This window comes from Sphingopyxis sp. 10G20-10, assembly GCF_057365075.1.
Genome location: NZ_CP195117.1, coordinates 2335614 through 2360228, shown reverse-complemented (window position 1 = coordinate 2360228; position 24615 = coordinate 2335614). Strand labels below are relative to the sequence as shown.

Here is a 24615-nt window from a genome sequence, read left to right as displayed (position 1 = left end):
CATGTCCGATTCTATCAAGCGCGTCGTTCTGGCCTATTCGGGAGGGCTGGATACCAGCGTCATCCTGAAATGGTTGCAGGTGACCTATGGCTGCGAAGTCGTGACCTTTACTGCCGATCTGGGACAGGGCGACGAGTTGGAACCGGCACGCGAAAAGGCCGTTCTGATGGGTGTAAAGCCCGAGCATATTTATATCGATGATCTGCGCGAGGAATTTGTCCGCGACTTCGTCTTTCCGATGATGCGTGCCAATGCCCGCTATGAAGGTGATTATCTGCTCGGCACCAGCATCGCGCGGCCGTTGATTTCCAAGCGTCTGGTCGAAATCGCCAAGGAAACGGGTGCAGATGCGGTGGCGCATGGCGCGACCGGCAAGGGCAATGATCAGGTGCGGTTCGAACTCAGCGCCTATGCGCTCAACCCCGATATCAAGGTGATCGCGCCGTGGCGCGACTGGGATTTGACCAGCCGCACCGCGCTGATCGCATGGGCCGAGGAGCATCAGATTCCGGTGCCCAAGGACAAGCGCGGCGAATCGCCGTTCAGCACCGACGCCAACATGCTCCACACGTCGAGCGAGGGCAAAGTTCTCGAAGATCCGTGGGAAGAAACGCCCGATTATGTCTATTCGCGCACCGTAAACCCCGAGGATGCGCCGGATAGCCCCGAATATATCACCATCGATTTTGAACGCGGTGACGGCGTGGCGCTGAACGGCGAAGCCATGTCGCCGGCGACTTTGCTGGAGGCCCTCAACGAGCTCGGTCGCAAACATGGCATCGGTCGTCTCGATCTGGTCGAGAACCGCTTCGTCGGGATGAAATCGCGCGGCATGTATGAAACGCCAGGCGGCGAAATCTATGCCCGCGCGCATCGCGGGATCGAACAAATCACCCTCGATCGCGGTGCGGCGCATCTTAAAGACGAATTGATGCCCAAATATGCTGAGCTGATTTACAACGGGTTCTGGTTCAGCCCCGAGCGCGAGATGTTGCAGGCGGCGATTGACCATAGTCAGGAAAAGGTCAGCGGGACGGTCCGGCTGAAGCTGTACAAAGGCAATGCCGATGTCGTCGGGCGCAAGTCGCCCAACAGCTTGTACAGCGAACGGCATGTGACGTTCGAGGATGACGCCGGTGCCTATGACCAAAAGGATGCGGCGGGCTTTATCAAGCTCAACGCCTTGCGGCTGAAGCTGCTGGCCAAGCGCGACCGCTGAACGCCGGAGGCCGGAACTGTGTCTATTCGCAAACTGGCATCCAAGTAACGTTGCATTTGCCCGTTGGCGCGGGCATTTGCAGCCTATGTCCACTCAGCGATTTTTCTCCGACAATGCCGCCGCCGTCCATCCCAAGCTTATGGAGGCTTTGGCGGCTGCGAATCATGTCGATACGGCCTATGATGGTGACGCGTTGAGCCAGTCGCTCGATGCAGCCTTTTCTGATCTGTTCGAAACGCCTTGTGAGGCGCTTTGGATCGGGACGGGAACCGCCGCCAACAGCATCGCGCTCGCCCATTTCGCGCGGCCTTGGCAAGGCGTGCTGTGTCACGAGGAAGCGCATATCGAAGTCGACGAGTGTGGCGCGCCCGGCTTTTATAGCGGCGGAGCCAAGCTGATGTTGTTGCCCGGTGCAGGCGCAAAGATGGACGTCGCGACGCTGGAGACGCGGCTCGCGTCGATTCGTAACGATGTGCATCAGATACAGCCCGCCGCGATCAGCATCACCAATGCGTCCGAATATGGATTGGCATGGACACCGGACGAGGTGCGCGCAGTGGGCGCCATCGCAAAGACCCATGGGTTGAAGCTGCATATGGACGGTGCGCGTTTTGCCAATGCTGTCGCGCATGTCGGCTGTGCGCCCGCCGATGTGACATGGCGCGCGGGCGTTGATGCGCTGTCGTTTGGCTTTACCAAAAATGGCGCGATGATGGCCGAGGCTTTGGTCTTTTTTGACGGCAGCGGCGGGGCTGGCGTGCGTGAGCTTAAAAAACGCGGTGGCCATTTGCTGAGTAAGGGGCGTTTTGTCGCGGCGCAGATATTGGCGATGCTCGACAATGATCTGTGGCTGGCCAATGCGCGCGCTGCCAATGCAGGCGCAGCGGCGCTGGCGGCGGCTTGTGGCGAGCGGTTGATGCATCCGGTTCAGGCGAATGAGTTGTTCGTGCGGCTGAGCAAAGAGGAAGCGGCCAGTCTGCGCGCGGGCGGGTTTGATTTTTACGACTGGGGTGACGACGCGGCGCGGCTGGTCGTCAGTTGGGATCAGGATGCAGCGGCGGTGGCTCCGCTTGCCAAGGCGATTGCGGCGCTGTGAGCGACCAACCCAGCCTCCTTTCCCCACGGATCTTTTTTCCTTTTCTGCTTGTGACGCTGATCTGGGGGTCGACCTGGATTGTCATCACGGGGCAACTTGGAGTGGTCCCACCGAGTTGGTCGGTGACATATCGTTTCGCCGTCGCAGCGTCGGCCATGTTCCTTTACGCGATATGGCGGGGCGAGAATCTGCGGCTTAGCGGAATGGGCTGGGGCTTTGCAGCCTTGCTGGGGATCGCGCAATTTGCGCTCAATTTCAATTTTGTCTATCGCGCCGAGCAGCACATCACATCGGGTCTGGTGGCAGTGTTGTTCGCGCTGCTGATCGTGCCCAATACGTTGATGGGGCGGGTCTTTCTCAAGACGCCGCTCGAAGGGCGTTTTCTGGCCGGAGCGGCGATCGCGATTGGCGGGGTCGGCCTGATGATATTGCACGAATATCGCGAGGCGGCATTAGGACCGGCGGCGGTGCTCGCCGGAATCGGATTTACGCTTGCAGGCGTATTGAGCGCCTCGGTCGCCAATGTGATGCAAGGCACCCAGATTGCACGGGCACAATCGATGGTGGTGATGATCGCTTGGGCGATGCTGTTCGGTGCAGCCTTCGATGCGAGCTTTGCGTGGGTAACGACTGGGCCGCCAACGATCGAGACCACATGGCCTTATCTGGGCGGAGTGCTGTATCTGGGTGTGATTGCCAGCGCGGTGACATTTCCGCTCTATTTCAACATCATCCGTCAAGTGGGGCCGGGGCAGGCCGCTTGGTCAAGTGTGCTGATTCCGATCATCGCGATGGGATTCTCGACGTTGATCGAAGGGTATCGTTGGGCGCCACTGTCGATAGCGGGCGGCGCGGTTGCATTGATCGGGCTGGTGATTGCAGTTGCCAAGCGCCCGAAGCGTCCGACCGTCACCGGCAATATGGTCGCGGTCGCCGTCGAGGAATAACGCATGTTCCACGTCGCCGCTTTGTATCAATTTGCGCCCTTCGACGCCTCGGATGCGCTGCGCGAACCGCTGTTGGCCGTGTGCGTGGCCCAGGACGTCAAGGGCACGCTTCTGCTGGCGCCCGAGGGTATCAATGGCACGATTGCGGGAAGCGAAGCGGGGGTTGCGGCGGTGCTGGAGCATATCCGTTCGCTGCCCGGCTGCGCCGACCTTGACGTCAAAATGTCGAGCGCAAGCGCACCGCCGTTCCAGCGGATGAAGGTGCGGCTGAAAAAGGAAATCGTCACACTGAAGCAACCCGGCATCGACCCGGCGCGCGACGTCGGCCGCTATGTCGGACCCCATGAATGGAATGCGCTGGTCGACGATCCCGACACGGTCGTTATCGACACGCGCAACGCCTATGAGGTCGAATATGGCAGCTTTGACGGGGCGGTGAACCCCGAAACCCGCAGCTTTGGCGAATTTCCAGACTGGTGGCGCGCCAATGCCGACCGTTTTGCGGGGAAGCGCATCGCGATGTTCTGTACCGGCGGCATCAGGTGCGAGAAATCAACGGCCTTTTTGCGGGCCGAGGGGGTCGAGGATGTCGCGCATCTGAAGGGCGGCATATTGGCCTATCTGGAACAGATTCCCGAGGCCGATAGCCGCTGGCACGGCAGCTGCTTTGTCTTTGATGAGCGGGTGAGCGTCGGGCACGGGTTGGTCGAAGTGGGCGAGGCAGAGGATTTCTAAGCCGTCACCCGCGCGGTCCCATATTCAATCCAGCCAAAGGGGCGGGGGGTTTTGGGGATATAATGTGCGTCCTGCCGGTCGACGGCAAAGCCTGCGCTGGCATAGGCGCTGCTGATCGGGCGGGTCAGGTGGCAGTTGCCGCCGATCCGTTTCCACACCGGCTCAATTCGCCGCTGCCATTTGGCGACGCCTGCGTCGGGCGCGGCCCCATGTTCGAGGAACAGCGCGGTGCCGCCGGGTTTCAGGACGCGGCGGATTTCGGACAGGACCGCCGCCTGTTCCTGCACCGAGCAGAGGGTGAAGGTGGTCACAACCGTGTCAAACTGCGCGTCGTCAAAGGGCATAGCCTCTCCGATGCCGCCACGAATATCGGCGGTCATCCCATGCGCCTGTGCCGACGCGCGGCTCATTTCCAATAATTCGGGCGAGGGGTCGAGGCCGGCAAAGCTGTTGATCCGTGCTGGATCATAAAATTCCATGTTGATGCCGCCGCCGCAGCCCAGTTCAAGCACATGACCCGATGCCTGCGGCACGACTTTGCTGCGCGCCTTCATAATCTGTCCCTGCGAACAGGCACATTTGATGAGGCGCGGGACGGCATGTCGTTCCCACCAGTTGGCCATGACTCTCTCCCCTTGGATTGCAGCCTGACCCTTGCTAGCGCGGTTGGCAACACCCATTTAGCTCGTTCGCTTCACGAAAGATTGTTATGCCCACCACTCATTACACCAAAATGCTCATTCTGGGGTCCGGTCCCGCTGGTCTGTCGGCGGCCATTTATGCGGCACGCGCGGGGATGTTGCCCATTGTTGTGCAGGGGCTGCAACCCGGCGGCCAGCTGACCATCACCACCGATGTCGAAAACTACCCCGGCTTTGCCGAGGTCGTTCAGGGACCGTGGTTGATGGAGCAGATGACGGCGCAGGCGACGCATGTCGGCACGACGATGATCTGGGACACGATTGTCGATGTCGACCTGACCGAGCGACCGTTTCGCATCACCGGCGATGGCGGCGATGTCTATGTCGCCGAAACATTGGTCATCGCGACGGGCGCGCAGGCGAAATGGCTGGGCGTAGCGGGCGAACAAGAACTGGGCGGCAAAGGCGTGTCGGCCTGTGCGACGTGTGACGGATTTTTCTATCGCGGCAAAAAGGTCGTCGTAATTGGCGGGGGCAATACGGCGGTCGAAGAAGCGCTGTATCTGACCAACCATAGCGACGATGTGACGCTGATCCACCGCCGCGACAGCCTGCGTGCCGAAAAGATTTTGCAGGACCGGCTGTTCGCCAATCCCAAAATTACGCTGCTTTGGAACAAGCAGGTCGAGCGCTTTGTCGGCGGCGAGGGAACGGCGGGGCTGGTCGGGGTCGACCTGATCGATACCGTAACCGGCGAAGCCAGCCATGAACCGACCGACGGTGGCTTTGTCGCCATCGGTCACAGCCCCGCGACCGAATTGTTCGTTGGTAAGCTGCCGCTCGACGATGACGGCTATTTGCAGATCACGCCGGGCACGTCGCTGACGTCGGTTCCGGGCGTGTTTGCGGCGGGCGATGTGTCCGACAAAATATACCGCCAAGCGGTGACGGCGGCGGGCATGGGCTGCATGGCGGCGCTGGATGCCGAACGATTCCTGGCCGAGGCCGAGTATCGCGAAAGCGTGATGGCTTAAGCGGGGACTGAGGCTTTTTGGTATTTCACGCGGAGACACGGAGGCGCGGAGAAAATGGGCGTGCACGACGGTTCAGGATTGCACGATGAGTCCCTCTTGATCTGATAGTCATGGAATAATTGAGCGGCTTTGCCTCTCCTTATTTCTACTCCGCGTCTCCGTGTGAATCCTCTTTATTAAAGCGCGGCGGCGATCTGCTCCGCCAGCCAATCGGCGTCTTCGCCAGCGAAGCTGTGTGAAGGACTGTCGAGACGGTGGATCGAATGGCGGTCGCGTAGCGCAGCCCATGTGGGGCTGTCCCAGTGTTCGGCAAAAGCCATGGCGGTTCTGTCGCCGCTCGCCAGCAATATGGTCGCGGGGCAGGGCAGCGCGGCGAAGGCTGCGTGGAGTCGCGCGGCGAGGCTGTCGTCGGCGGGTGGCGGTTTCTTTTTGCCGAGCGCAGATAGCCCGCGCGCGAGTTTGCCCAGATCAACCTCACCCTTGATCAACCGCAGCAGACTTTTAGGGTCCTTGAGCCGCGTCCAATAGCGTGCACGGATCGCCGAGGCGGGGGGCAGGCTTGGTTCATCGCCATCGGTATCATCGGATACATCGTCATAAACCCAAGGATTGGCGAGGATAAGTCCGTTGAGATCGAGCGGTTGGTGGAGCAACAGCGCCGAAGCGGCATCGCAATTGCCAAAGGCGATCAACCGTTTGAGCTGCGGGCAAGCCGCGCGAAAGGCCATGATGGCTGCCAAAACATCCTCGCGGCTGCCGGTATAGCCAGAGTTCGCACCGTCGCTGTCGCCGATACCGCGCCTGTCGAACCGAAAGACGGGGTGGCCGGCCTTGGAGATGCGTTCGGCTAGCATAGCCATGCCGCGATGCGCGCCGCTGCGGATTTCGTTGCCGCCCGATACGATGAGCAGGCCGGTGGTGCCGGGCGCTTCGTCGAGCGTGGCAGCGAGGGCCGCGGCGTTGCAGGGTAAGGTCAGATGGCGCCGCATGACTGGCTCCATTCGATAATGTCGGCGGCGATGGCATCGGCCATGGCGCGGTCTTCGCCGGGTTCGGCGCGCAGCCATAGCGGGGTGCCGGAGATGTGGTCCTTGCCGCTGTTCAACGAAACGCTGCGCAAAGGTGCCACGGCTGCTGCATCGGCTTCACCAAGCTGTGTAACCATCGCCGGAGATAGCGGATTACCTGCGAGCAGGAGCGGGGCGTCGATGGCAGATTTCTTCAGGCTGTCGATGCTCGATTCCATTCCCGATTCGCGATCCGATGCGACGCGGGCGCGCAATAGGGTGCGAAGCAGCGATGCGCCGCTGACGGGGGCCAGACGCCAGAAAGCGGCCGCATTGACCCAATCGTCGATCAAACATCCACCGCGCACCGAGGCCACAAGAACAGGGGTCGGTAACGCCGCCGCGCAATCGGCAAGCGCGCTGCGCCATTGATCAAGATCGACCGATTCGAGCGGAACCAGACTCTCGTTCTGGCCGGGAAGATCGGGGAGGACAGCGGAAAAGCCTTGATCCGCCAGCGCACGCATCGCCAGCACCAGCGTGCGGCGGGTGCGGTTGGCCTCTTCAAACAGCGGCGGGACAATCAGGATGGTGGCGCGCGCGGGGCTGGCGTCTTTGGGATCGACCCGAAAAAGTTGCTCGCCCATGCGGTGTCAGCCCGGTGTCAGTCGGTCACTTTGCGAAGCGAAAATGCCAGCAAATTTCCATAGGTTTCAAAGATCTCGCCGTCGATCTCGTCGTCATCTATGATGATACCCAGCCGGTCTTCCATTTCGGTGAGAACGGTGGCGACTGCCATCGAGTCAAATTCGGGCAAGGCACCGAACAGGCCGCTGTCTTCGGTCAAGGCGGCGGCGCGGTCTTCGCCCAAGCCCAAAATGTCGGCCAGCAGCGCGCGCAATGCCGCATCGACGCTGAGTTTCTCGTTGCTCACCCTTATTCCCCGTCAGAAACTGGCCGGCGCAGGTGCCGGACATAGGCCTTACATGCCGGACCCCATGCCGCGATGCGCGCCGGATTGAAAGCCTCTAGTCGCCAAAGCGGATCATGACGATTCATCCAGTCGCGTTTATAGCGATCATTTCCGGTCCCGAAATCAACGCGCTGGACGCCATCTTCTACAATAGCATGGCGGAACAGCGCGGCGGATAACAGCGTGCCGGGTGAGGCTTTGAGGCTGTCCTCGACATGCGCAAGCTTGTGGATGAAGGCGGTGCCGTCCTCGACCGTCCAGAACTGCGCCGCCACGGGAGCGCCCGCAATCCGCGCGAGACCCAAGCGTAGGCGTCCGGCCGCACCCTCGGCCTCGGCAAAGGCGCGCAGAAGTGTGGGGTTGCCCTCTTCGGGTTTCCAGCTCGCGCCGTAAATTTCCTCATAGGCGTCCCATGTGGCGGCGTCGAAGCTGGTCAGTAATTCGATGTCGACGACGCCCTTTTTTGCTTTGCGAGCCACGGTGTTGCGCAGCGCGCCAGGGCGGCTGGCCCACCATTGATCATGGTCCATATCGCCAAGGTCAAGCCAGTGACGGTCGCCCTCCGGCGTCGCAATGACCCACCAGCCCGCGTCGCGCAGGGCGCGCATCAGCTCTGTTTTCGACCCGTCATGGTCGGGGACGGGATATAGCGTCAGCCGCGCCGCCTGTCCGCGCAACTGGCGCGCGAGATCATTGAGCGCTGCCTCGCGGTCTGTGGCCGAGGGGGTCTTGTCGTAAAGCGGACGGATCGAGAAGCTGTACCAGTTGGTCAGGCCCTGAAGAGTGTCGGCGTCCGTTTGCACCAGCGGCAGCCATGCGCTGGCCTCGCCCGCCGTTCCTGATGCGTTGATGCGTTTCTGTCCGGCAAAGACATGCGCGTAAAGAAGGTCGAACCATGAAGCGCGGTCGAAAGGCGAAGCGGGACCCGCGGCGCTGGCCATTGTGGGCAGCGCGTTGCTATCATTAGCGTGATGTTCACCGTTCCCTTGCATAGACAGGCCCTCTATCACCGGACTCCTAACAGCCTATGACCAAAGACCTAATCCCTGCGTCGCGACCGATCGACCATCTTGCCTTGTGCGGCGAGACGGACGCACCTGCGTTGTTGATCGGCGACAAGGTGATGAGTTTTGGAGAACTGGATGCCGGAGTCGGCCGACTGGCGGCTTGGTTGCTGGAGCAGGTGGTAACGTCCGGAGAGCGAGTCGCATGCTGGAGCGCCAAGACGCGATGCGCGTGCCTGATGCCGCTGGCGGCGGCGCGTGCGGGGCTGATCCATGTGCCGGTCAATCCGTTGCTGAAAGGCGCACAGGTCGCGCATATATTGACCGATAGCGGTGCCAAGCTTTTGCTGACCAATGGCGCGCGGGCGGCGATGCTGGTCGATGAATTTTCCGGTGACGCCACGGTGGTTGATCTGGCTGAGGCCGAGGCGGTGATCGATGGTGACGGCGTCCAGTTGCCGCCGTCCAAGGCACAGCCTGATGATCTGGCCGCGATCCTATATACCAGCGGATCGACGGGAAGACCCAAGGGCGTGATGCTGAGCCATGCCAATTTGTGGCTGGGGGCCGAAAGCGTCGCCACATATTTGAAATTGCAGGTGGATGACCGCGTGTTGGCCGTATTGCCGCTGAGTTTCGATTATGGCCAGAACCAGCTGTTGTCGACCTGGTACGCGGGTGCCGCGGTGGCGCCGGTCGATTATCTGACCACGCGTGATGTCATCAAAGCCGTCGCGCGCCATCGTGCGACGACGATTGCGGGGGTGCCGCCTTTGTGGGTGCAGCTGGTCGAGAGCCAATGGCCGCCCGAAACGGCGATCTTGCTCAAGCGGCTAACGAACAGCGGCGGGGCGTTGACGCCCGCGCTGATTGACCAGCTGAGCGCGACATTCCCGGCGGCTGCGGCGGTGCCGATGTATGGGCTGACCGAGGCGTTTCGCTCGACCTATCTCGATCCCGCTTTAGTCGCGGCGCACCCGACGTCTATGGGCCGCGCCATCCCGCACGCCGAGATTTTGGTGTGCCGTCCTGACGGCACAATCTGCGACGATGACGAACCGGGCGAGTTGGTCCATTGCGGGCCGCTGGTCGCGCAGGGCTATTGGCAGGATGCCGAGCGCACTGCACAACGCTTCAAACCAGCTCCCGCCGCCTCGCAAATGGGGGGCATGGCGGTGTGGTCGGGCGATACGGTTCGCCGCGATGCGCAAGGTCTGCTCTATTTTGTCGGGCGCGACGACGCGATGATCAAGACAGCGGGCAATCGCGTCAGCCCGAGCGAGATTGAGGATGCGGCGATTGCTTCAGGACTGGTCAGCGAAGCGGTGGCGTTCGGGATAGCCGATGCGCGGCTGGGCGCGGCGATAATCTTGATCGTGCGCGGTAATGATGGGGAAGAACATCGCGAAGCACTGGCGGCCAATTTGCTCAAATCGCTGCCCAATTTCATGCAGCCGCGCACCATAGACTGGCGCGACAACCTGCCGCGTAATCCCAATGGCAAGCTCGATCGTGTGGCGATTGCGGCGGGCTGGGACGAGCGTGAGGAGGCCGCATGAAACCACATGGTCCTATTCCGCCCGGCTATAGCGCCGATGCCGACGCTATGTTGCTGATTGGTGGTCAGCGCGCCGATGCGCTGGCCGAGCAAGCCTCTGACACGCCGCTATTCATCTATGATCGTGCGCAATTAATCGCGCGGGTGGCCGAATGGCGCGCCGCGATGCCCGACACAGTCGAGCTTCATTATGCGATGAAAGCCAACCCCTTCGCGCCCTTGCTGGCGGTGATGGCCGAGCATGTCGACGGGCTGGATGTCGCATCGGGCGGCGAACTGGCGCAGGCATTGGCGAGCGGCATGAAAGCGCAGCACATCAGCTTTGCCGGTCCCGGAAAGCGCGAGCGCGAACTGGAGGCGGCGATCCGCGCGGGGGTAACGATCAATCTGGAATCGGCGGGCGAGGCCGATCGTGCTGTCGGGATAGGCAAGCGGCTGGACATCACCCCACGGCTGGCCGTGCGCGTCAACCCCAGCTTTGATCTCAAAGGCTCGGGGATGAAGATGGGCGGCGGGGCCAAGCCCTTTGGCGTCGATGCCGATGCGGTTCCGGCGTTGGTCCGGGATTTGCTGGCGGCCGGAGCAGACTGGCAGGGTTTTCACATTTTCGCCGGATCGCAGGCGCTGAGTGCCGAAGCGATTGGAGACACGCAGCGTCAGACGGTGGCGCTGGCGGGCGAGCTGGCAAAGGACATAGGCGCAACACCGCCCATGGTTAATTTGGGCGGCGGAATCGGCGTGCCCTATTTTCCGGGGGACTGCGCTGTCGATGTGGCCGCCGTGGGGGCAGAGTTGGCCGACACATTGGCTGGGCGTGCGGCGATGCTCAAAAACAGTGCGTTTGCGATGGAATTGGGGCGCTGGCTGGTGGCCGAGGCGGGGGTCTATCTGACCCGTATCGTCGATCGCAAGACCAGCCATGGTGAGACTTTCCTCGTCACCGATGGCGGCTTGCATCACCAACTGGCGGCGAGCGGCAATTTCGGCACGGTCATTCGGCGTAACTATCCCATTGCAGTTGCGAATAATTTTGGCGGCGCGGCGAGTGAGCAGGTGTCGGTGGTCGGCTGTCTGTGCACCCCGCTCGACCGGCTGGGTGATCAGGTGGAATTGCCTCATGCCGATGTCGGCGACCTGATCGCGATATTCCAGGCCGGTGCCTATGGCGCGACAGCCAGTCCGGCGAGTTTTTTGGGGCAGGGGCCGGCGCAAGAAATGCTCGTCTGACTCGTCCGGCGCACCTGTGTCAATAAGGCACAAATATCGCCCTAAGGTGCGGCAACGGGCTCAATACTAACCCTATCTTCACCCTTTTCGGTCATCGCTGAGCCTGACGTAGTGGCTAAGCGGCGCGCACATCGTGTCGTGGCGGCCAGTCGACGTACGAAAGGTTGAATTGATATGGCTGCTTCCCCCCTGCTTCGCGCTGCCCGAGCCGCCCTTGTCTGCGGCATTGCGAGCTTTGCCATGACCGGTTGTGTCGGCGGTGCCAGCAAAGGCCCACAGCTTCCCAGCGCCAATTTCGTGTCGAATCAGGAAGGGCCTGGCGAAGAATATGTCATTGGCCCGCTTGATGAATTGACGATCTTTGTATGGCGCAACCCCGATCTGGGCGGAAAAATTCAGGTGCGCCCCGATGGCCGCATCACCATGCCGCTGATTACCGACATGCCCGCCGTGGGCAAAACCGCGACGATGTTGCAACAGGATATCAAGCTGGCGCTTGGCCAATATGTGAATGACCCCATCGTCAGCGTCATCGTCACCAGCTTTAACAGCACTTTCTCCCAGCAAATCCGCGTTGTCGGAGCGACCGAAAAGCCTGCGTCGATCCCCTATCGCGCCAATATGACTGTGCTCGATGCGATGATCGCGGTCGGCGGATTGTCCGAATATGCCGCCGGCAACAAAGCGCGGCTCGTCCGCTATGAAAAGGGCACCGGCAAGCAACATGAATATGCATTGCGGCTCAACGATCTGATCAAGCGCGGCGACATTCAGGCCAACGTCCGCCTGCAACCCGGCGATGTGATCATCATCCCCGAAAGCATGTTCTGATCGTCACCGACCCGCCCCTTTTGCTCTTGCCGAGGACTAACCCCATCTCATGAACGGCCTTTACGACGAATTTCGGGTAGCATTGCACAGCGTGTGGACACGCCGTTGGATCGTGCTGGCGGTGGCCTGGGGTATCTGCATCCTTGGCTGGCTTGCGATTGCGTCGATCCCCAACCGCTATGATTCGCGGGCACGGCTGTTGGTCGATATTAACGAGATTCTGCCCGATACCGCTCAAACGAGCCCCTATTCAAACCGTCAGCGCATCGATCAGATCCGCGAAACGCTGACGAGCGCGCGCAATCTGGAAAAAGTTGCCGTTACCACTGGATTGGTGCCTGCCGGCGCAAGTGACCGCGACAAGGCAAGCGCCGTAGCGATGCTGCAAAAGAACATCAAAGTCGTGCCGCAGCAGGATAATATTTTTGAACTGACGTCGAGCATCGGAGTTAGCAGCCTGTCCGATGCCGAAAATGCGCGGCTGGCGAGCGGCGTTGTCGACAGCCTGATTACGGTTTTTCGTGATGAGCAACTACGCGGCGGTCGTTTGAACGCCCGCGAAGGGTTGAAATTCCTCGATTCCCAGTTGGCCGATCGTCAAAAGGCGCTGAGCGAAGTCGAAGCGCGGCGCACCGCCTTTGAAGCGCAGAATATCGGCTTGATTGGTGGACCGAATGGTTCGCCGGGACAGCGGATCGAGCGTGCGCGCACCGAATTAAGCGGGATCGAAACCCAGCTTGCCGCCGCACAAGGGGCACTGGCAGCGGCCAATGGCCAGCTGGCATCGACTCCGCCAAGCATCGCTACACCCGGCCTGAGTGCCACGGGCGGCGGTGTCGCGCGGCAGCAACTGGCCGGCGCAAGCAACGAGTTGACGGCGATGCGCGCGCGCGGGCTCACCGATGCGCACCCCGATGTTGTTGCGCTCAAGAACCAGATCGCGTCGTTGAAGGCGCAGGCTGCGCGTGAAGGAAATAGCGGCGGCGCCGGAACGACCCAGAATCCCGCCTATGCAACGCTGAGTGCCATGCGCGCCGAGCGTCAGGCGACGGTTAGCGCCCTGACTGCGCGCAAGGCGCAGTTGCAGGCCGAAATCAACGACATCACCGCCAAACAGATTCAGGAACCTGGTGTTGCTGCCGAATATGACCGCATCACCGGCCAATATACGGCGCTGAAAACGCAATATGACAAGATGCTCGCCCAGCGTGAGCAGATACGCCTGCGCGGTCAGATGGAAACCGAAACCGACGCGATCAAGATCGACCTCATCGACCCGCCGACCAAGCCTACCAGCCCGTCAGCGCCCAATCGTCCGCTATTCCTGACCATCGTGCTGCTCGCAGGTATCGGAGGCGGCATTGGTGCCGCCTTTGGTCTGGCGCAAGTGCGCGTCAGCTATGCCACCGCGCAGCGACTGGAGCGCGCCAGCGGCCTGCCGGTTATCGGGTCGATCACCGAAGTTGTGACGCCGGCACGGCATGTCGAGCGGCGCAAGAAACTCGTCTGGCTTGCCAGTGGGGGCGGTGCTCTCGTCGGTCTCTACGCGCTGCTTTTGGTCGCCGAATTTGTCCAGCGCGGCATGGTCGCCTGAGGGGATAAGATATGAACCAACATCGCCCCGTCAAGCGTCCTTCGCTCCTCGAACGCGCCGCCGATATGTTCGGTGTCGATCCGGTCGCCAATGCGCCGACCATTGATGTGTCGAACCTACCGCCCGAGCCTGAGCGCAAAACCAAGGTCAAGAAATCGGCCAAGGCTGTTCCAGAAGCCGTCGTGGAAACGGTTGAAGATGCCGTTGAGGCAGCGCCGACGGTAAAGCCTTCGTCCAGCAAGGCGCTTACCAAGGCCGCTCCGGCGATTGTGCCGTCGCGGCAGGGCAAGATTGACCGAGAACGCCTGTCCGAACTGGGCATGGTTGTTCCCGGCGCACCGGTCACCGGAATCGCCGAGGAATATCGCATCGTCAAACGCGAGATTATCCGCAACTTTTCGGGTGCGGGCAATCGCACCGTGGTGCCTCGCGGCAACCGCCTGCTGATTGGGTCCGCCAATCCGGGCGAGGGCAAAACATTTTCCGCAGTCAATCTGGCACTGAGTCTCGCCGTCGAGGCCGATTATGATGTGCTGCTCGTCGATGCCGATATTGCCAAGCCGAGCGTGCTGAGCACGCTGGGGCTGAAAAATGGTCCGGGCCTCATGGATGCGCTCGCCGATCCGCATCTGCCTCTGGGCGATTGTATGATTCAGACCGATATAGCGGGTCTGAAGGTGATGCCGGCGGGCACGCAGCATCTGCACGATACCGAATTGCTGGCCTCTGCCCGCACCGAAACCTTGCTCGCCCAGTTGGAGCAAGGCGCGCCGGGCCGCATCCTCATTCTCGATTCGCCGCCGGTTCTTGCAGCATCACCCGCCGCCGTTCTCGCGGGCCATGTCGGTCAGCTGATCATGGTCGTGCGCGCCGACGAAACGATGGAGTCCGCGCTTCGCGACGCCATCGGGTTGATGGGCGCTTGCCCACATATCCAGTTGCTTTTGAACGGGGTCAAATATTCGCCGGGCGGTCGCCGCTTTGGCACTTATTATGGACAAGGAGGCGACGCATGACGCCCAATCCTGCATCCCAATTTACGCGTCCTGCGGTTATGTTCGCCGCGCTCTTGCTGGCAGGAACGACCACCCATGCGCACGCCCAGATTTTGGGTGGCGACAGCGTGTCGGGCGGCGGTGGCAGTGCATCGACGCGCTCCGCGAACAATGACCAAGGTCGCAGCGAACGGCGCGCCGAGCACCGCAATGAACGCCAGCAGCGGCGTCAGGCCAAAGTCACACCCTATCTGGAGGTCGGACAGATTTTGACGGCCGATCTTAAAAATGGCGGCGATGTGGTGACCTATTCCTCGGCAGCGGTCGGGGTGGATGCCAATGTTGTAACCCGCAACGCCGAACTTGCCGCCTCTGTGCGCTATGAGCATCGCTTTGGTGAATCGGGCGGTCTGGGCGATCAGGATATTATCAGCGGTGTTGCACGGGGACGGGTGCAGGCTGGCCGTGGCTTGAGCCTTGAGGCCGGTGCGCTTGCCAGTCGCACGCGCGCCGACGGACAGGGCGCGGCAAATGGTCTGACCATCGGCGATGCGACCAATGTTGCCAATGTCTATTCGATATATGCCGGCCCAACGCTGACGCAGCGGATTGGCGGGCTTGATGTCGGAGCAGGCTATCGCTTTGGATATAACAAAGTCGATATCGAAACCCCCGCGATCGTCGCACCGGGTGCCGTCGGGCAGGGCGTTTTCGATAGCTCGACCAACCATGTCGCCTGGGCGAGCGTGGGGCAGCGGCCCGGCGATCTGCCCTTTGGTTGGCAGGTTTCGGGCGGCTATGAGCGCGAAGATACGAGTGCGCTCGACCAGCGTTATGAAGGCAAATTTGCCCGCGCCGATGTGACGGTGCCGGTGGGCCATAGTCTCGCGCTGCTCGGCGGCGTCGGCTATGAGAAAATTCAGCTCAGTCAGCGTGATGTGATTGTTGATGCCGGAGGCGTTCCGGTGCGCGATGCCAATGGGCGTTTCGTCACCGACAACAGCAGCCCGCGCCAGTTGGCTTTTGATACCGACGGATTGATCTGGGATGCGGGCGTGATGTGGCAACCCAGCCGCCGTACCTCGCTGACCGCGAAGGTTGGACGCCGCTATGGCGACACCATCTATACCGGATCGTTCAGCTATCGTCCCGATCACGCGACAATGGTTCAAGTTGGCGTCTATGACGGAATATCCAGTTTCGGCAGACAGTTATCGAGCGGACTTGCCGCGCTGCCGACCCAATTTGACGCTACCCGCAATCCGCTCGACGGCGATATCAACGGCTGTGTCTTTGGTCAGGATGGAGGCGGTTGCCTCAATCCCGCGTTGGCCAGCGCTACCAGCGCGCAATTCCGCAGTCGCGGCGTGCAGGCGATTTACTCGTCGCGTTTTGGCAGCTGGCACTATGGCGTCGGCCTTGGCTATGACCAACGCCGCCTGCTCGCACCAGGCCTTTCGGCTTTGGCAGGTCTTAACGGCATAACCGACGAGAATTATTATCTCTTCGTGTCGGCCGCACGTCAGCTTGATCAGGATTCGGATCTTAGCCTGTCGGGCTATGTCAATTATTTCGACAATGGATCGCCGGGTGCGGCCAATGTCCAGTCGGCGGGCGCAACGGCGGCCTATTCGCGCCGTTTCTGGCGCAGCCTGACCGGAACGGCAGCCGCGAGTATCAACAGTTTCGACCAGGACGGATTCAATAGCCAGCTGATCGGATCGGCGATCGTTGGCTTGCGCTATTCCTTCTGACCCCAAAAGGGAATTTGACAATGTATGATCAATTTTATGGCTTAACCGGACGCCCTTTCCAGCTGACGCCGGATCCATTTTTCTATTTTGAAAGCGGGACGCACCGTAAAGCGATGTCCTATCTGGGTTATGGTCTGGCGCAGGGTGAAGGCTTCATCGTCATCACCGGCGACATCGGTGCGGGCAAAACGACTTTGGTCGGCCATTTGATGAACACCATCGACCCCAATCGCCTGACCGCGGTCAAGCTGGTGTCGACGCAGGTTGAGGGCGATGATCTGCTACGGCTGGTCGCCGAACAGTTTCAGCTGGAATGGGATGGGCTCAGCAAGGCCGAATTGCTGCGCGTGATTGAACAATATCTGCGCGAACAGGCGCGTGCCGGACGCCGGACGTTGCTGATTGTCGACGAGGGGCAGAATTTGTCGATCTCGGCACTCGAAGAGCTCCGGATGTTGTCGAATTTTCAGCTTGGCGGTCACTCGCTGTTGCAGATTTTCCTGCTTGGCCAGCCCGAGTTTCGCCAGACCTTGTTTCAATCCCCGACGCTGGAGCAACTGCGCCAACGCGTGATTGCAACCCACCATCTGGAACCGATGGAGCCCGAAGAAATCGAGCCCTATATCGAGCATCGGCTGGGCAAGGTCGGCTGGGACGGCAATCCCAGCTTTAGTCCCGACGCCATTGAAGAGATTTTCGATCATTGCGAGGGCGTGCCGCGCAAGCTGAACGTGCTGGTCAGCCGTCTGTTGCTGTTCGGTGCAGTCGAGCAACTCAGCCGGATTACTGGTCATCATGTGCGCGCCGTTGTCGAAGAGGCCGCCGCTGATCGCGGCGAGGATAGCGTGACCTCTGCGACATCGGCTGACGAAACGGGGCTTGAAACTGCGCCTGCAGTGGCTGACGCGGCGCCACCCGCCGCCGAAGCCGTCATTGCACCGCCGGCTCCCGCGCCGAGCCCCTTCGTCGAGGCCCGTTCGCTGGTTGCCGAGCAGATGCAGGCGGATGATGTTGCTGGTATTGCAGTTTCGTCGGGACCGCTGGTTGCCGACGTTGCGCCGACAGCCTTGCCAGTTGAGACCGCGGATGTCGAAATTCATGCAGATAATGCTCATGAAAGTGATGCGCCGCCCTTTGGTTCGCCAACGCCTGTTGCCGAGGCGGACGTCGCGGGCGATGATGCGCCGGCAGTGGTTGCCGACGCGGACCAGCCAACAGCACATGACGAGCATTTGATCGGGTTGGAACGCCAGATTGCCGGACTGGAGGCACGGGTTGCCGAACAGGATGCCGCGCTGCGCCGGGTGCTTGATTTGTTGATCGATTGGGTCGAACGCGATCCGGTAAATGCTCCGTCAGCACAGAATTGGGCGGCCTGACGGCCAATGGCCTGCGCCGAAACCGCGATGATGAAGGTGAAGACCCATGCAGAACGGCCTGTCGGTCGATGTCGAGGATTGGTTTCAGGTCGGCGCCTTTGAGCGCACGATCAGCCGCGACGACTGGCCGAGCCTTGAATGCCGCGTCGAGGCCAATTGTGATGCGGTTTTGCAGATTTTTGCCGACGCGGGGGTCAAGGGCACGTTCTTCACGCTGGGTTGGGTTGCAGAACGCTATCCAGAGCTGATCCGCCGCATCGTCGCGGCAGGCCATGAACTGGCGAGCCATGGCTATGATCATCAGCGGGTGTTTGCGATGACCGCCGATCAATTTGCCGCCGACCTCAAAAAAACACGCGCGATTCTGGAAGATTTGGGCGGCGTGGCGGTGCGCGGCTATCGCGCGCCCAGTTTCTCGATCGACCAGCGCACGCCATGGGCGCACCCGATTTTGGCCGAACAGGGCTATGCCTATTCGAGCAGCGTCGCGCCGGTGGCGCATGATCATTATGGCTGGCCAGCAAGCCCGCGCCATGCGTGGCGGCCGGTGGCCGACAGCGATCTGGTCGAATGGCCGGTAACGACGGCGCGCTTTGCCGGACGAACGCTGGCGGCAGGGGGCGGCGGCTTTATGCGAATGCTGCCTTACGGCTTCACGCGCTGGGCGGTGGCGCGGATGAATGACGAAGGCCATCCGGCGATCCTCTATTTCCACCCATGGGAGATTGACCCCGGCCAGCCGCGGGTTGCCAATGCACCGCTCCGGTCAAAAATACGCCATTACAGTGGCTTGTCGCGCATGGCTGACAAGTTGCAGCATCTGTTGTTGGATTTTGACTGGACGCGAGCAGACGAATTGGTGCCCGCGCAACAACAGCGCGCGACCGATTGGGTGCAGGCGGCATGAATGCGCCATCATCCTTGAAAGTTGCGGCCCCGATACGCCTGAATGTTACGCCGGTTAGCGATACGGCGGAGTGGGATGTCTATGTCGCGGGCCATGCTGACGCGACACCCTTTCACAGCCGCGCCTGGTGCGAAGCGATTACGCGCGCGACGGGGCATGACGTGCGTGTTTTGGGTGCGCGAGATGGCGGCGGACGCTTGATCGGTTTGTTGCCGATTCATCATATCCGGTCGCGCCTGTTCGGTAACGCGCTGGTGTCGAGTGGCTTTGCGGTCGGCGGCGGCTTGCTTGCCGATAGCGACGAGGCGGCGATAGCGCTTGCGGACGCGGCGGCAGCTTTGGCGGATGAACTGGCGGTGCCGTCAATCGAGCTGCGAGGTGGCGGTGTGCCTACAGCGTCTGGTTGGGTCCGTGAGGAAGGCACTTATGCCGGATTCACGCGCGACCTTTCCGCTGATGACGATGCCGAACTGCTCGCCATTCCGCGCAAGCAACGCGCCGAGGTTCGCAAGGCTTTAGCCAGCGACCTGACCGTGACGACCGGCACGGGGGCGGATGAACGCGTCGACCATTATCATGTCTATGCGACCAGCGTCCGTAACCTTGGCACACCGGTATTCCCCAAGGCGCTGTTTGCCGCCGTTCTCGACGCTTTTGGAGAGGATGCCGACATTTTGACGGTGCGGCAGGGCGGCCGTGCGGTGGCGAGCGTTCTCAGCCTGTATTGGCGCGGAACGGTGATGCCCTATTGGGGCGGCGGGCTGACCGAGGCGCGCGCGCTGCGCGCCAATGAGCTGATGTATTTCGCCCTGATGCGCCATGCCCGTGCGCGCGGATGCACGCGGTTTGATTTTGGGCGGTCAAAGCTGGGCACAGGTCCGCACAGCTATAAGAAGAATTGGGGCTTTGAGCCGCAGCCGCTCGTCTATGCGCGCTGGCTCGCACCGGGAGAGGTGCCGCGTGATACCAATCCGACCAGCGCCAAATATCGGTTGCAGGTCGACATGTGGAAAAAGCTGCCGCTCTGGATCGCCAATCGTATCGGGCCGCCAATCGCGCGCGGGCTCGGTTGATGCCCGACATATTGTTTCTGGCGCACCGTGCGCCCTGGCCGCCCGATCGTGGCGATCGTATCCGCAGCTGGCATATGGTCGAGGCGCTGGCGAAGCTGGGTGATGTCCATGTAGCAGCCTTGGCCGATAATGCCGCCGATGAGCGTGAGGCGCGAGGCAAGCTGGAACCATTGTGCAAGACATTGCTGATCGAACGGCGACGCAAGGTGCGACCGATTGCGGTTGCGCAAGCAATGCTGCGCGATGAGGCGATGTCGCCTTGGCTGTTCCATAGCGCGAAAATCACACGGCACGTCGAGCAGTTGGTCCGTGACGGTGCGATCAGCCATATCGTCGCTTTTTCGGGCCAGATGGGACAATATTTGCCTGATAAGGCGGACTTTGACGGCCCCGTCATCATGGATTTTGTCGACGTCGATTCGGCCAAATTTGCCACTTACGCCGACCAGACGAAAGGCTGGCCGATGAGGTGGGTTTATGCGCGTGAAGCGCGGTTGCTGGCGCAGTTTGAATGCCGGATCGCGGCGCGCGCCGACGCCAGCCTGTTGGTGAGCGAGGCCGAGGCCATGTTGTTCCGCCGCCAGTGCAGGCAGGGTAACGGGCGGGTCGAGGTGCTGGAAAATGGCATCAATACCGATAAATTCGACCCCGCGACCGATTTTGCGCCGGTCGGGCAGGGAGGTGGCCCGTTGATGGTGATGACCGGGCAGATGGATTATCAGCCCAATGTCGAGGCTGTGGGCTGGTTCGCGCGCGATATATTGCCGCTGATCCGCAAGCAGCATCCGCAAGCGCGCTTTGCGATTGTCGGGCGTGCGCCGACGCATGAGGTGCGTGCGCTGGCCAATTTGCCGGGTGTGATGGTGACGGGCGAGGTGCCCGATATTCGTCCGTGGCTGGCGGCGGGGGATGTTGTTGTTGCGCCGCTGCTGTTGGCGCGCGGGATTCAGAATAAATTACTCGAAGCGCTGGCGATGGCGCGACCGGTAGTGGCGAGTGCGCCCGCTGCTGAAGGTATTGACGCAACGCATGGCGAGCATCTGCTTGTTGCTGATCGTGCTGAAGACATGGCAGCCGCCGTCGTGCGGTTGCTGGACGATGATGACGCGGCGGCGGCCATGGGACGCGCGGCGCGGCAGCGGATGCTCGACCGTTATGGATGGGATGCGCGATTGGCACCGCTCGCTGCGCTGCTGGGGCTGGCAACATGATGACAGCCCTGCAAAGCTGGGCGCGCCCGCGCCAATGGACGAAATGGCAGGCGCATCTTGCAGGGTTAGGCCTGTTGTGCCTTGCGATATTCACGCTGTTCTTCGGTGACTTTGCCGACATGATTGATATCTGGTGGAACAGTTCAACCTATAATCACTGCCTGTTGATGGTGCCGATGATCGGCTGGCTGATTAGCCTTCGCCTGCCGCAACTGCGGACGCTGAGCCCGACGGCATGGTGGCCCGGCGTCGCGGCGCTGGCGGGGGGTGGAATGGTCTGGCTGGTCGGCGATGCAGCGGGGGTGGCACTGTTCCGTCAGCTTGGCGTTATCCTGATGCTGCAAGCATCGGTACCGGCTTTGTTGGGGCCGCATACCGCGCGCGCGCTGTTGTTCCCGCTGGCTTATGCGTTACTGCTCATCCCCTTTGGCGAAGAGCTGGTGCCCTTGTTGCAGACGGTGACGGCAAAGCTCAGCATGGTGTTGCTCGGCGTGTCGGGGATTCCCGCCCATATCGAGGGCGTTTTTATCACCACACCGGGTGGTTTTTTCGAGGTGGCGGAGGCCTGTTCGGGGGTCAAATTCCTGATCGCCATGCTCGCTTACTCGGTGTTTGCGGCGCATTTATGCTTCCGGAGCTGGACGCGGCGGATTGTCTTCGTCGCGTTGGCGCTCGTCGCGACCGTGATCGCCAATGCGTTGCGCGCCTATGCGACCATAGCGGTGGCGCAGTGGCGCGGCGTCGATTCGGCGTCGGGGTTTGATCATGTCTTTTATGGCTGGATATTCTTTGGGCTGGTGCTGCTGGCGGTGATGCTGGTCGCAAAGCGCTGGTTCGACCGTCCGGCCAATGATGCCGCCGTTGATGTCAGCGGGTTGGCGGCTCCGGTACGGCACATCGCGTCCTGGCCGTTGGCTGCTGCTGCTGGTCTTGCGATCATGTTGGCCTATTCTGTGTGGAGTCATGCAGCGGGTGCGCGGGCAGGGGCTTTACCCGCCAGCCTTACGCTGACCGCACCGAGCGGATGGCAGGCGGCTGATGCTCCTGTGCTGGCATGGCAACCGCGCTTTGACGGGGCGGATCATATGATGGTGCGCCACTTTTCCAATGACCAAGGTCAGCGCGTCGATGTTGGCGTGGCCGCTTATGCGCGACAGGATGAAGGACGCGAGGTTGTGGGTTTTGGTCAGGGGGCGGTCGATCCTGACAGCAAATGGACATGGAGCGCCGCTTTGCCGTCCATCGCCGGTGGCAAGGCCGACCGGCTGTTCCACCCCGGTCCCGTGATGCGCGATGCCGCCATCTGGTATTGGGTCGATGGTCAAATCACAGGCAATCCGCGCACCGCCAAGCTGTTGGGTCTGAAAGCGCGATTGTTGGGCGGCGATCCGCGCGCGTTGGCGCTGGTGGTATCGAGCGAAACCGATGCGGGCGGGCGCGATGCCGTGGCGGCTTTTGTGGCAGATGCGGGCGGAGCAAAAGCTTTGGCTGACCAGTCGCTGAAATTGCGATAGGGACCGCGCCATGTGCGGTATCGCGGGTATCTTTCATCTGGAAACGGCCAAGCCCGTCGATCCCGCGCGGTTGCGCGCCATGCTCGACCCGATGCAGCATCGCGGGCCTGACGGCACCGGCATCTGGACCGCACCCGGCGTCGGGCTGGGCCATTTGCGGCTGTCGATCATTGACATCGAAGGCAGCCCGCAGCCGATGGCGAGCGACGACGGAGACGTCACGCTCAGCTATAACGGCGAAATTTACAATTTCCGCGAGCTGCGCACCGAATTGGAGGAGCGCGGCCATCGCTTTCGCACCAACGGCGATACCGAGGTCATTATCGCCGCATGGCGGGAATGGGGCGTCAATTGCCTGTCGCGTCTCAACGGCATGTTCGCCTTTGCCTTGCACGACCGCCAGCGTGGCTGCCTGTTCCTCGCGCGCGACCGGCTGGGCGTCAAACCGCTGCATTTTGCGCGGCTGTCCGATGGTTCGCTGGCATTTGCGTCCGAGTTGAAAGGGCTGCTGCGCCATCCTTTATTGCGCCAAGACGCCAATCTGACCGCGATCGAGGATTATTTTGCCCTCGGCTATGTCCCCGATGATACGTGCATCATCGCCGGAGTGGGCAAGCTGGCGGCTGGGCATTTCCTGCTGCTGGAGCGTGGCAAAGGCTTGGCAGCGCCGCGATGCTGGTGGCGGCCCGATTTCTCGCAGCGGATCCGCGCCAGCGAGGGAGAGGCCGCCGAGCATCTGACCCATCTCATGCGGCAGGCGGTGACCGATCGTATGGTCGCCGATGTGCCGCTGGGCGCCTTTCTGTCCGGCGGGGTCGATAGCAGCAGCGTCGTGGCGCTGATGGCCGAGGCGAGCCGCAAGGCTGTGCAGACCTGCACCATCGGTTTTGACGAAGCTTCGCTCGACGAGACCGCTTATGCGCAAGCGATGGCCGAGCGATTTGCGACAGATCACCGGACGCGCATCGTCGCCGCCGATGATTTTGCGCTGGTTGATAGGATCGCCGACCAGTTTGACGAGCCCTTTGCCGACGCCAGCGCCTTGCCGACTTTCCGCGTTTGTGAACTGGCGCGCGAGAATGTGACCGTCGCGCTGTCGGGGGATGGTGCGGACGAGGCTTTTGCCGGTTATCGTCGGCTGGTGTTTCAGCATCAGGAAGAGCGGATACGGTCAAAGATTCCTGCGGTTTTGCGCCGCAATGTGCTGGGTCCGCTGGCGAATGTCTGGCCGCAAATGGACTGGGCGCCACGCCCCTTGCGTGCCCGCGCGACGCTGTCCAGCCTGTCGAAAAGCGGTGCCGAAGGCTATGCCGAGGCGGTGAGCGTCACCGGTCCCGATCAGCGTGCGCGCTTGTTCAATGATGCGGCCAAAAATACGCTGGGCGATCATGTCCCCGAGGCGCGTTATTTAAAGGCGATGGCGGATGCGCCGGCGCGCGAGCCGCTCGACTGCGCGCAATATGCCGACCTGATGATCTGGCTGCCCGGCGATATACTGACCAAAACCGACCGGATGAGTATGGCGGTGAGCCTGGAGGCGCGCGAGCCGTTGCTCGATTATCGGCTGGTCGAATTTGCCGCGAGCCTGCCCGCGTCGATGCGGGTCAAGGGCAGCACCGGCAAAGCGATCCTGAAAAAGGCGATGGAGCCTTATCTGCCGCAGGACATATTATACCGTCCGAAAATGGGGTTTGTGACGCCGGTAACGCAATGGTTTCGTGGGCCATTGGGCGAGGCGGCGCGGGGGCTGGCGCGGTCATCGACGCTGGCGCGCAGCGGCTGGTTCGACATGGCCGAACTGGAACGGATTGTCGCCGCGCATCAAAGCGGACGCCGCGATCATGGCCGCCTGATCTGGCAGTTTTTCATGCTCGAGAAATCACTGGCGAAATTGTTCGGGATTTAGGGTCCGGCGC

General features: G+C 61.5%; 22 protein-coding genes. 17 read left to right on the top strand and 5 right to left on the bottom strand.

Features of this window, described 5'->3' with window-relative positions; all coding sequences use genetic code 11:
* Position 1 precedes the first annotated feature (1 nt).
* The 4 genes from ACR3XE_RS11510 to trhO all read left to right on the top strand — a co-directional run bounded on the left by ACR3XE_RS11510 (position 2) and on the right by trhO (position 3997).
* Positions 2 to 1219 carry an argininosuccinate synthase gene (locus ACR3XE_RS11510; protein WP_473700299.1) on the top strand — a complete coding sequence of 406 codons (1218 nt, stop codon included), beginning with the start codon at positions 2 to 4 and terminating at the stop codon, positions 1217 to 1219.
* Positions 1220 to 1304: 85 nt separating this feature from the next.
* On the top strand, positions 1305 to 2315 hold the full coding sequence (locus ACR3XE_RS11505; protein ID WP_473700052.1) for a threonine aldolase family protein: 1011 nt from the start codon (positions 1305 to 1307) through the stop codon (positions 2313 to 2315).
* Positions 2312 to 3262, top strand: coding sequence for a DMT family transporter (locus tag ACR3XE_RS11500; RefSeq protein ID WP_473700053.1), 951 nt, complete (start codon positions 2312 to 2314; stop codon positions 3260 to 3262). The genes ACR3XE_RS11505 and ACR3XE_RS11500 overlap by 4 nt, the downstream gene beginning before the upstream one ends.
* 3 nt (positions 3263 to 3265) lie before the next feature.
* A complete protein-coding gene (gene trhO, locus ACR3XE_RS11495) occupies positions 3266 to 3997 on the top strand; it encodes an oxygen-dependent tRNA uridine(34) hydroxylase TrhO (RefSeq protein WP_473700054.1) in 732 nt (243 codons plus the stop codon).
* Here the strand turns inward: trhO and ACR3XE_RS11490 are convergent.
* A complete protein-coding gene (locus ACR3XE_RS11490; protein ID WP_486185754.1) occupies positions 3994 to 4620 on the bottom strand; it encodes a class I SAM-dependent methyltransferase in 627 nt (208 codons plus the stop codon). The genes trhO and ACR3XE_RS11490 overlap by 4 nt on opposite strands.
* 86 nt (positions 4621 to 4706) lie before the next feature.
* Here ACR3XE_RS11490 and trxB point away from each other — a divergent pair, with 86 nt between their 5' ends.
* Complete coding sequence (trxB, locus tag ACR3XE_RS11485; protein WP_473700056.1) at positions 4707 to 5672, top strand: thioredoxin-disulfide reductase; 966 nt, start codon at positions 4707 to 4709, stop codon at positions 5670 to 5672.
* Positions 5673 to 5848: 176 nt separating this feature from the next.
* Here trxB and ACR3XE_RS11480 read toward each other — a convergent pair whose 3' ends face one another.
* From ACR3XE_RS11480 to ACR3XE_RS11465, 4 genes are read right to left on the bottom strand one after another with little or no spacing between them, the layout of a single operon-like run.
* Positions 5849 to 6661: a hydrolase 1, exosortase A system-associated gene (locus tag ACR3XE_RS11480; protein ID WP_473700057.1), complete on the bottom strand. Its 813-nt coding sequence runs from the start codon at positions 6659 to 6661 to the stop codon at positions 5849 to 5851.
* Positions 6646 to 7326 carry an alpha/beta hydrolase family protein gene (locus tag ACR3XE_RS11475; RefSeq protein ID WP_486185753.1) on the bottom strand — a complete coding sequence of 227 codons (681 nt, stop codon included), beginning with the start codon at positions 7324 to 7326 and terminating at the stop codon, positions 6646 to 6648. Before ACR3XE_RS11475 ends, ACR3XE_RS11480 begins: the two co-directional genes overlap by 16 nt.
* 17 nt (positions 7327 to 7343) lie before the next feature.
* A complete protein-coding gene (locus ACR3XE_RS11470; protein WP_473700059.1) occupies positions 7344 to 7613 on the bottom strand; it encodes a phosphopantetheine-binding protein in 270 nt (89 codons plus the stop codon).
* 2 nt (positions 7614 to 7615) lie between these two features.
* Complete coding sequence (locus ACR3XE_RS11465) at positions 7616 to 8593, bottom strand: GNAT family N-acetyltransferase (protein ID WP_473700060.1); 978 nt, start codon at positions 8591 to 8593, stop codon at positions 7616 to 7618.
* Positions 8594 to 8679: 86 nt separating this feature from the next.
* Here ACR3XE_RS11465 and ACR3XE_RS11460 point away from each other — a divergent pair, with 86 nt between their 5' ends.
* From ACR3XE_RS11460 to ACR3XE_RS11405, 12 genes are all read left to right on the top strand, one after another.
* Positions 8680 to 10215, top strand: a complete 1536-nt coding sequence (locus ACR3XE_RS11460) for an acyl-CoA ligase (AMP-forming), exosortase A system-associated (RefSeq protein WP_473700061.1) — start codon at positions 8680 to 8682, stop codon at positions 10213 to 10215.
* Positions 10212 to 11441 (top strand): pyridoxal-dependent decarboxylase, exosortase A system-associated, encoded by a 1230-nt coding sequence (locus ACR3XE_RS11455; RefSeq protein ID WP_473700062.1) that lies wholly within the window; start codon positions 10212 to 10214, stop codon positions 11439 to 11441. The genes ACR3XE_RS11460 and ACR3XE_RS11455 overlap by 4 nt, the downstream gene beginning before the upstream one ends.
* 240 nt (positions 11442 to 11681) lie before the next feature.
* Positions 11682 to 12272 carry an XrtA/PEP-CTERM system exopolysaccharide export protein gene (locus ACR3XE_RS11450; protein WP_473700300.1) on the top strand — a complete coding sequence of 197 codons (591 nt, stop codon included), beginning with the start codon at positions 11682 to 11684 and terminating at the stop codon, positions 12270 to 12272.
* A gap of 49 nt (positions 12273 to 12321) precedes the next feature.
* On the top strand, positions 12322 to 13866 hold the full coding sequence (locus tag ACR3XE_RS11445; protein ID WP_473700063.1) for an XrtA system polysaccharide chain length determinant: 1545 nt from the start codon (positions 12322 to 12324) through the stop codon (positions 13864 to 13866).
* A gap of 11 nt (positions 13867 to 13877) precedes the next feature.
* The gene (locus ACR3XE_RS11440; RefSeq protein WP_473700064.1) at positions 13878 to 14882 is read left to right on the top strand and encodes a P-loop NTPase family protein; all 1005 of its coding nucleotides are present in this window, start codon (positions 13878 to 13880) and stop codon (positions 14880 to 14882) included.
* The gene (locus tag ACR3XE_RS11435) at positions 14879 to 16615 is read left to right on the top strand and encodes a hypothetical protein (RefSeq protein WP_473700065.1); all 1737 of its coding nucleotides are present in this window, start codon (positions 14879 to 14881) and stop codon (positions 16613 to 16615) included. The genes ACR3XE_RS11440 and ACR3XE_RS11435 overlap by 4 nt, the downstream gene beginning before the upstream one ends.
* 20 nt (positions 16616 to 16635) lie before the next feature.
* The gene (locus tag ACR3XE_RS11430; RefSeq protein WP_473700066.1) at positions 16636 to 17994 is read left to right on the top strand and encodes an XrtA/PEP-CTERM system-associated ATPase; all 1359 of its coding nucleotides are present in this window, start codon (positions 16636 to 16638) and stop codon (positions 17992 to 17994) included.
* Between the two features lie 46 nt (positions 17995 to 18040).
* Positions 18041 to 18901, top strand: a complete 861-nt coding sequence (locus ACR3XE_RS11425; RefSeq protein ID WP_473700067.1) for an XrtA system polysaccharide deacetylase — start codon at positions 18041 to 18043, stop codon at positions 18899 to 18901.
* The gene (locus ACR3XE_RS11420; RefSeq protein WP_473700068.1) at positions 18898 to 19974 is read left to right on the top strand and encodes a FemAB family XrtA/PEP-CTERM system-associated protein; all 1077 of its coding nucleotides are present in this window, start codon (positions 18898 to 18900) and stop codon (positions 19972 to 19974) included. The genes ACR3XE_RS11425 and ACR3XE_RS11420 overlap by 4 nt, the downstream gene beginning before the upstream one ends.
* Positions 19974 to 21185, top strand: coding sequence for a TIGR03087 family PEP-CTERM/XrtA system glycosyltransferase (locus tag ACR3XE_RS11415; protein WP_473700069.1), 1212 nt, complete (start codon positions 19974 to 19976; stop codon positions 21183 to 21185). The genes ACR3XE_RS11420 and ACR3XE_RS11415 overlap by 1 nt, the downstream gene beginning before the upstream one ends.
* On the top strand, positions 21182 to 22699 hold the full coding sequence (gene xrtA, locus ACR3XE_RS11410; protein WP_473700070.1) for an exosortase A: 1518 nt from the start codon (positions 21182 to 21184) through the stop codon (positions 22697 to 22699). Before ACR3XE_RS11415 ends, xrtA begins: the two co-directional genes overlap by 4 nt.
* Before the next feature lie 10 nt (positions 22700 to 22709).
* On the top strand, positions 22710 to 24605 hold the full coding sequence (locus ACR3XE_RS11405) for an XrtA/PEP-CTERM system amidotransferase (RefSeq protein ID WP_473700071.1): 1896 nt from the start codon (positions 22710 to 22712) through the stop codon (positions 24603 to 24605).
* Positions 24606 to 24615: the final 10 nt, after the last annotated feature.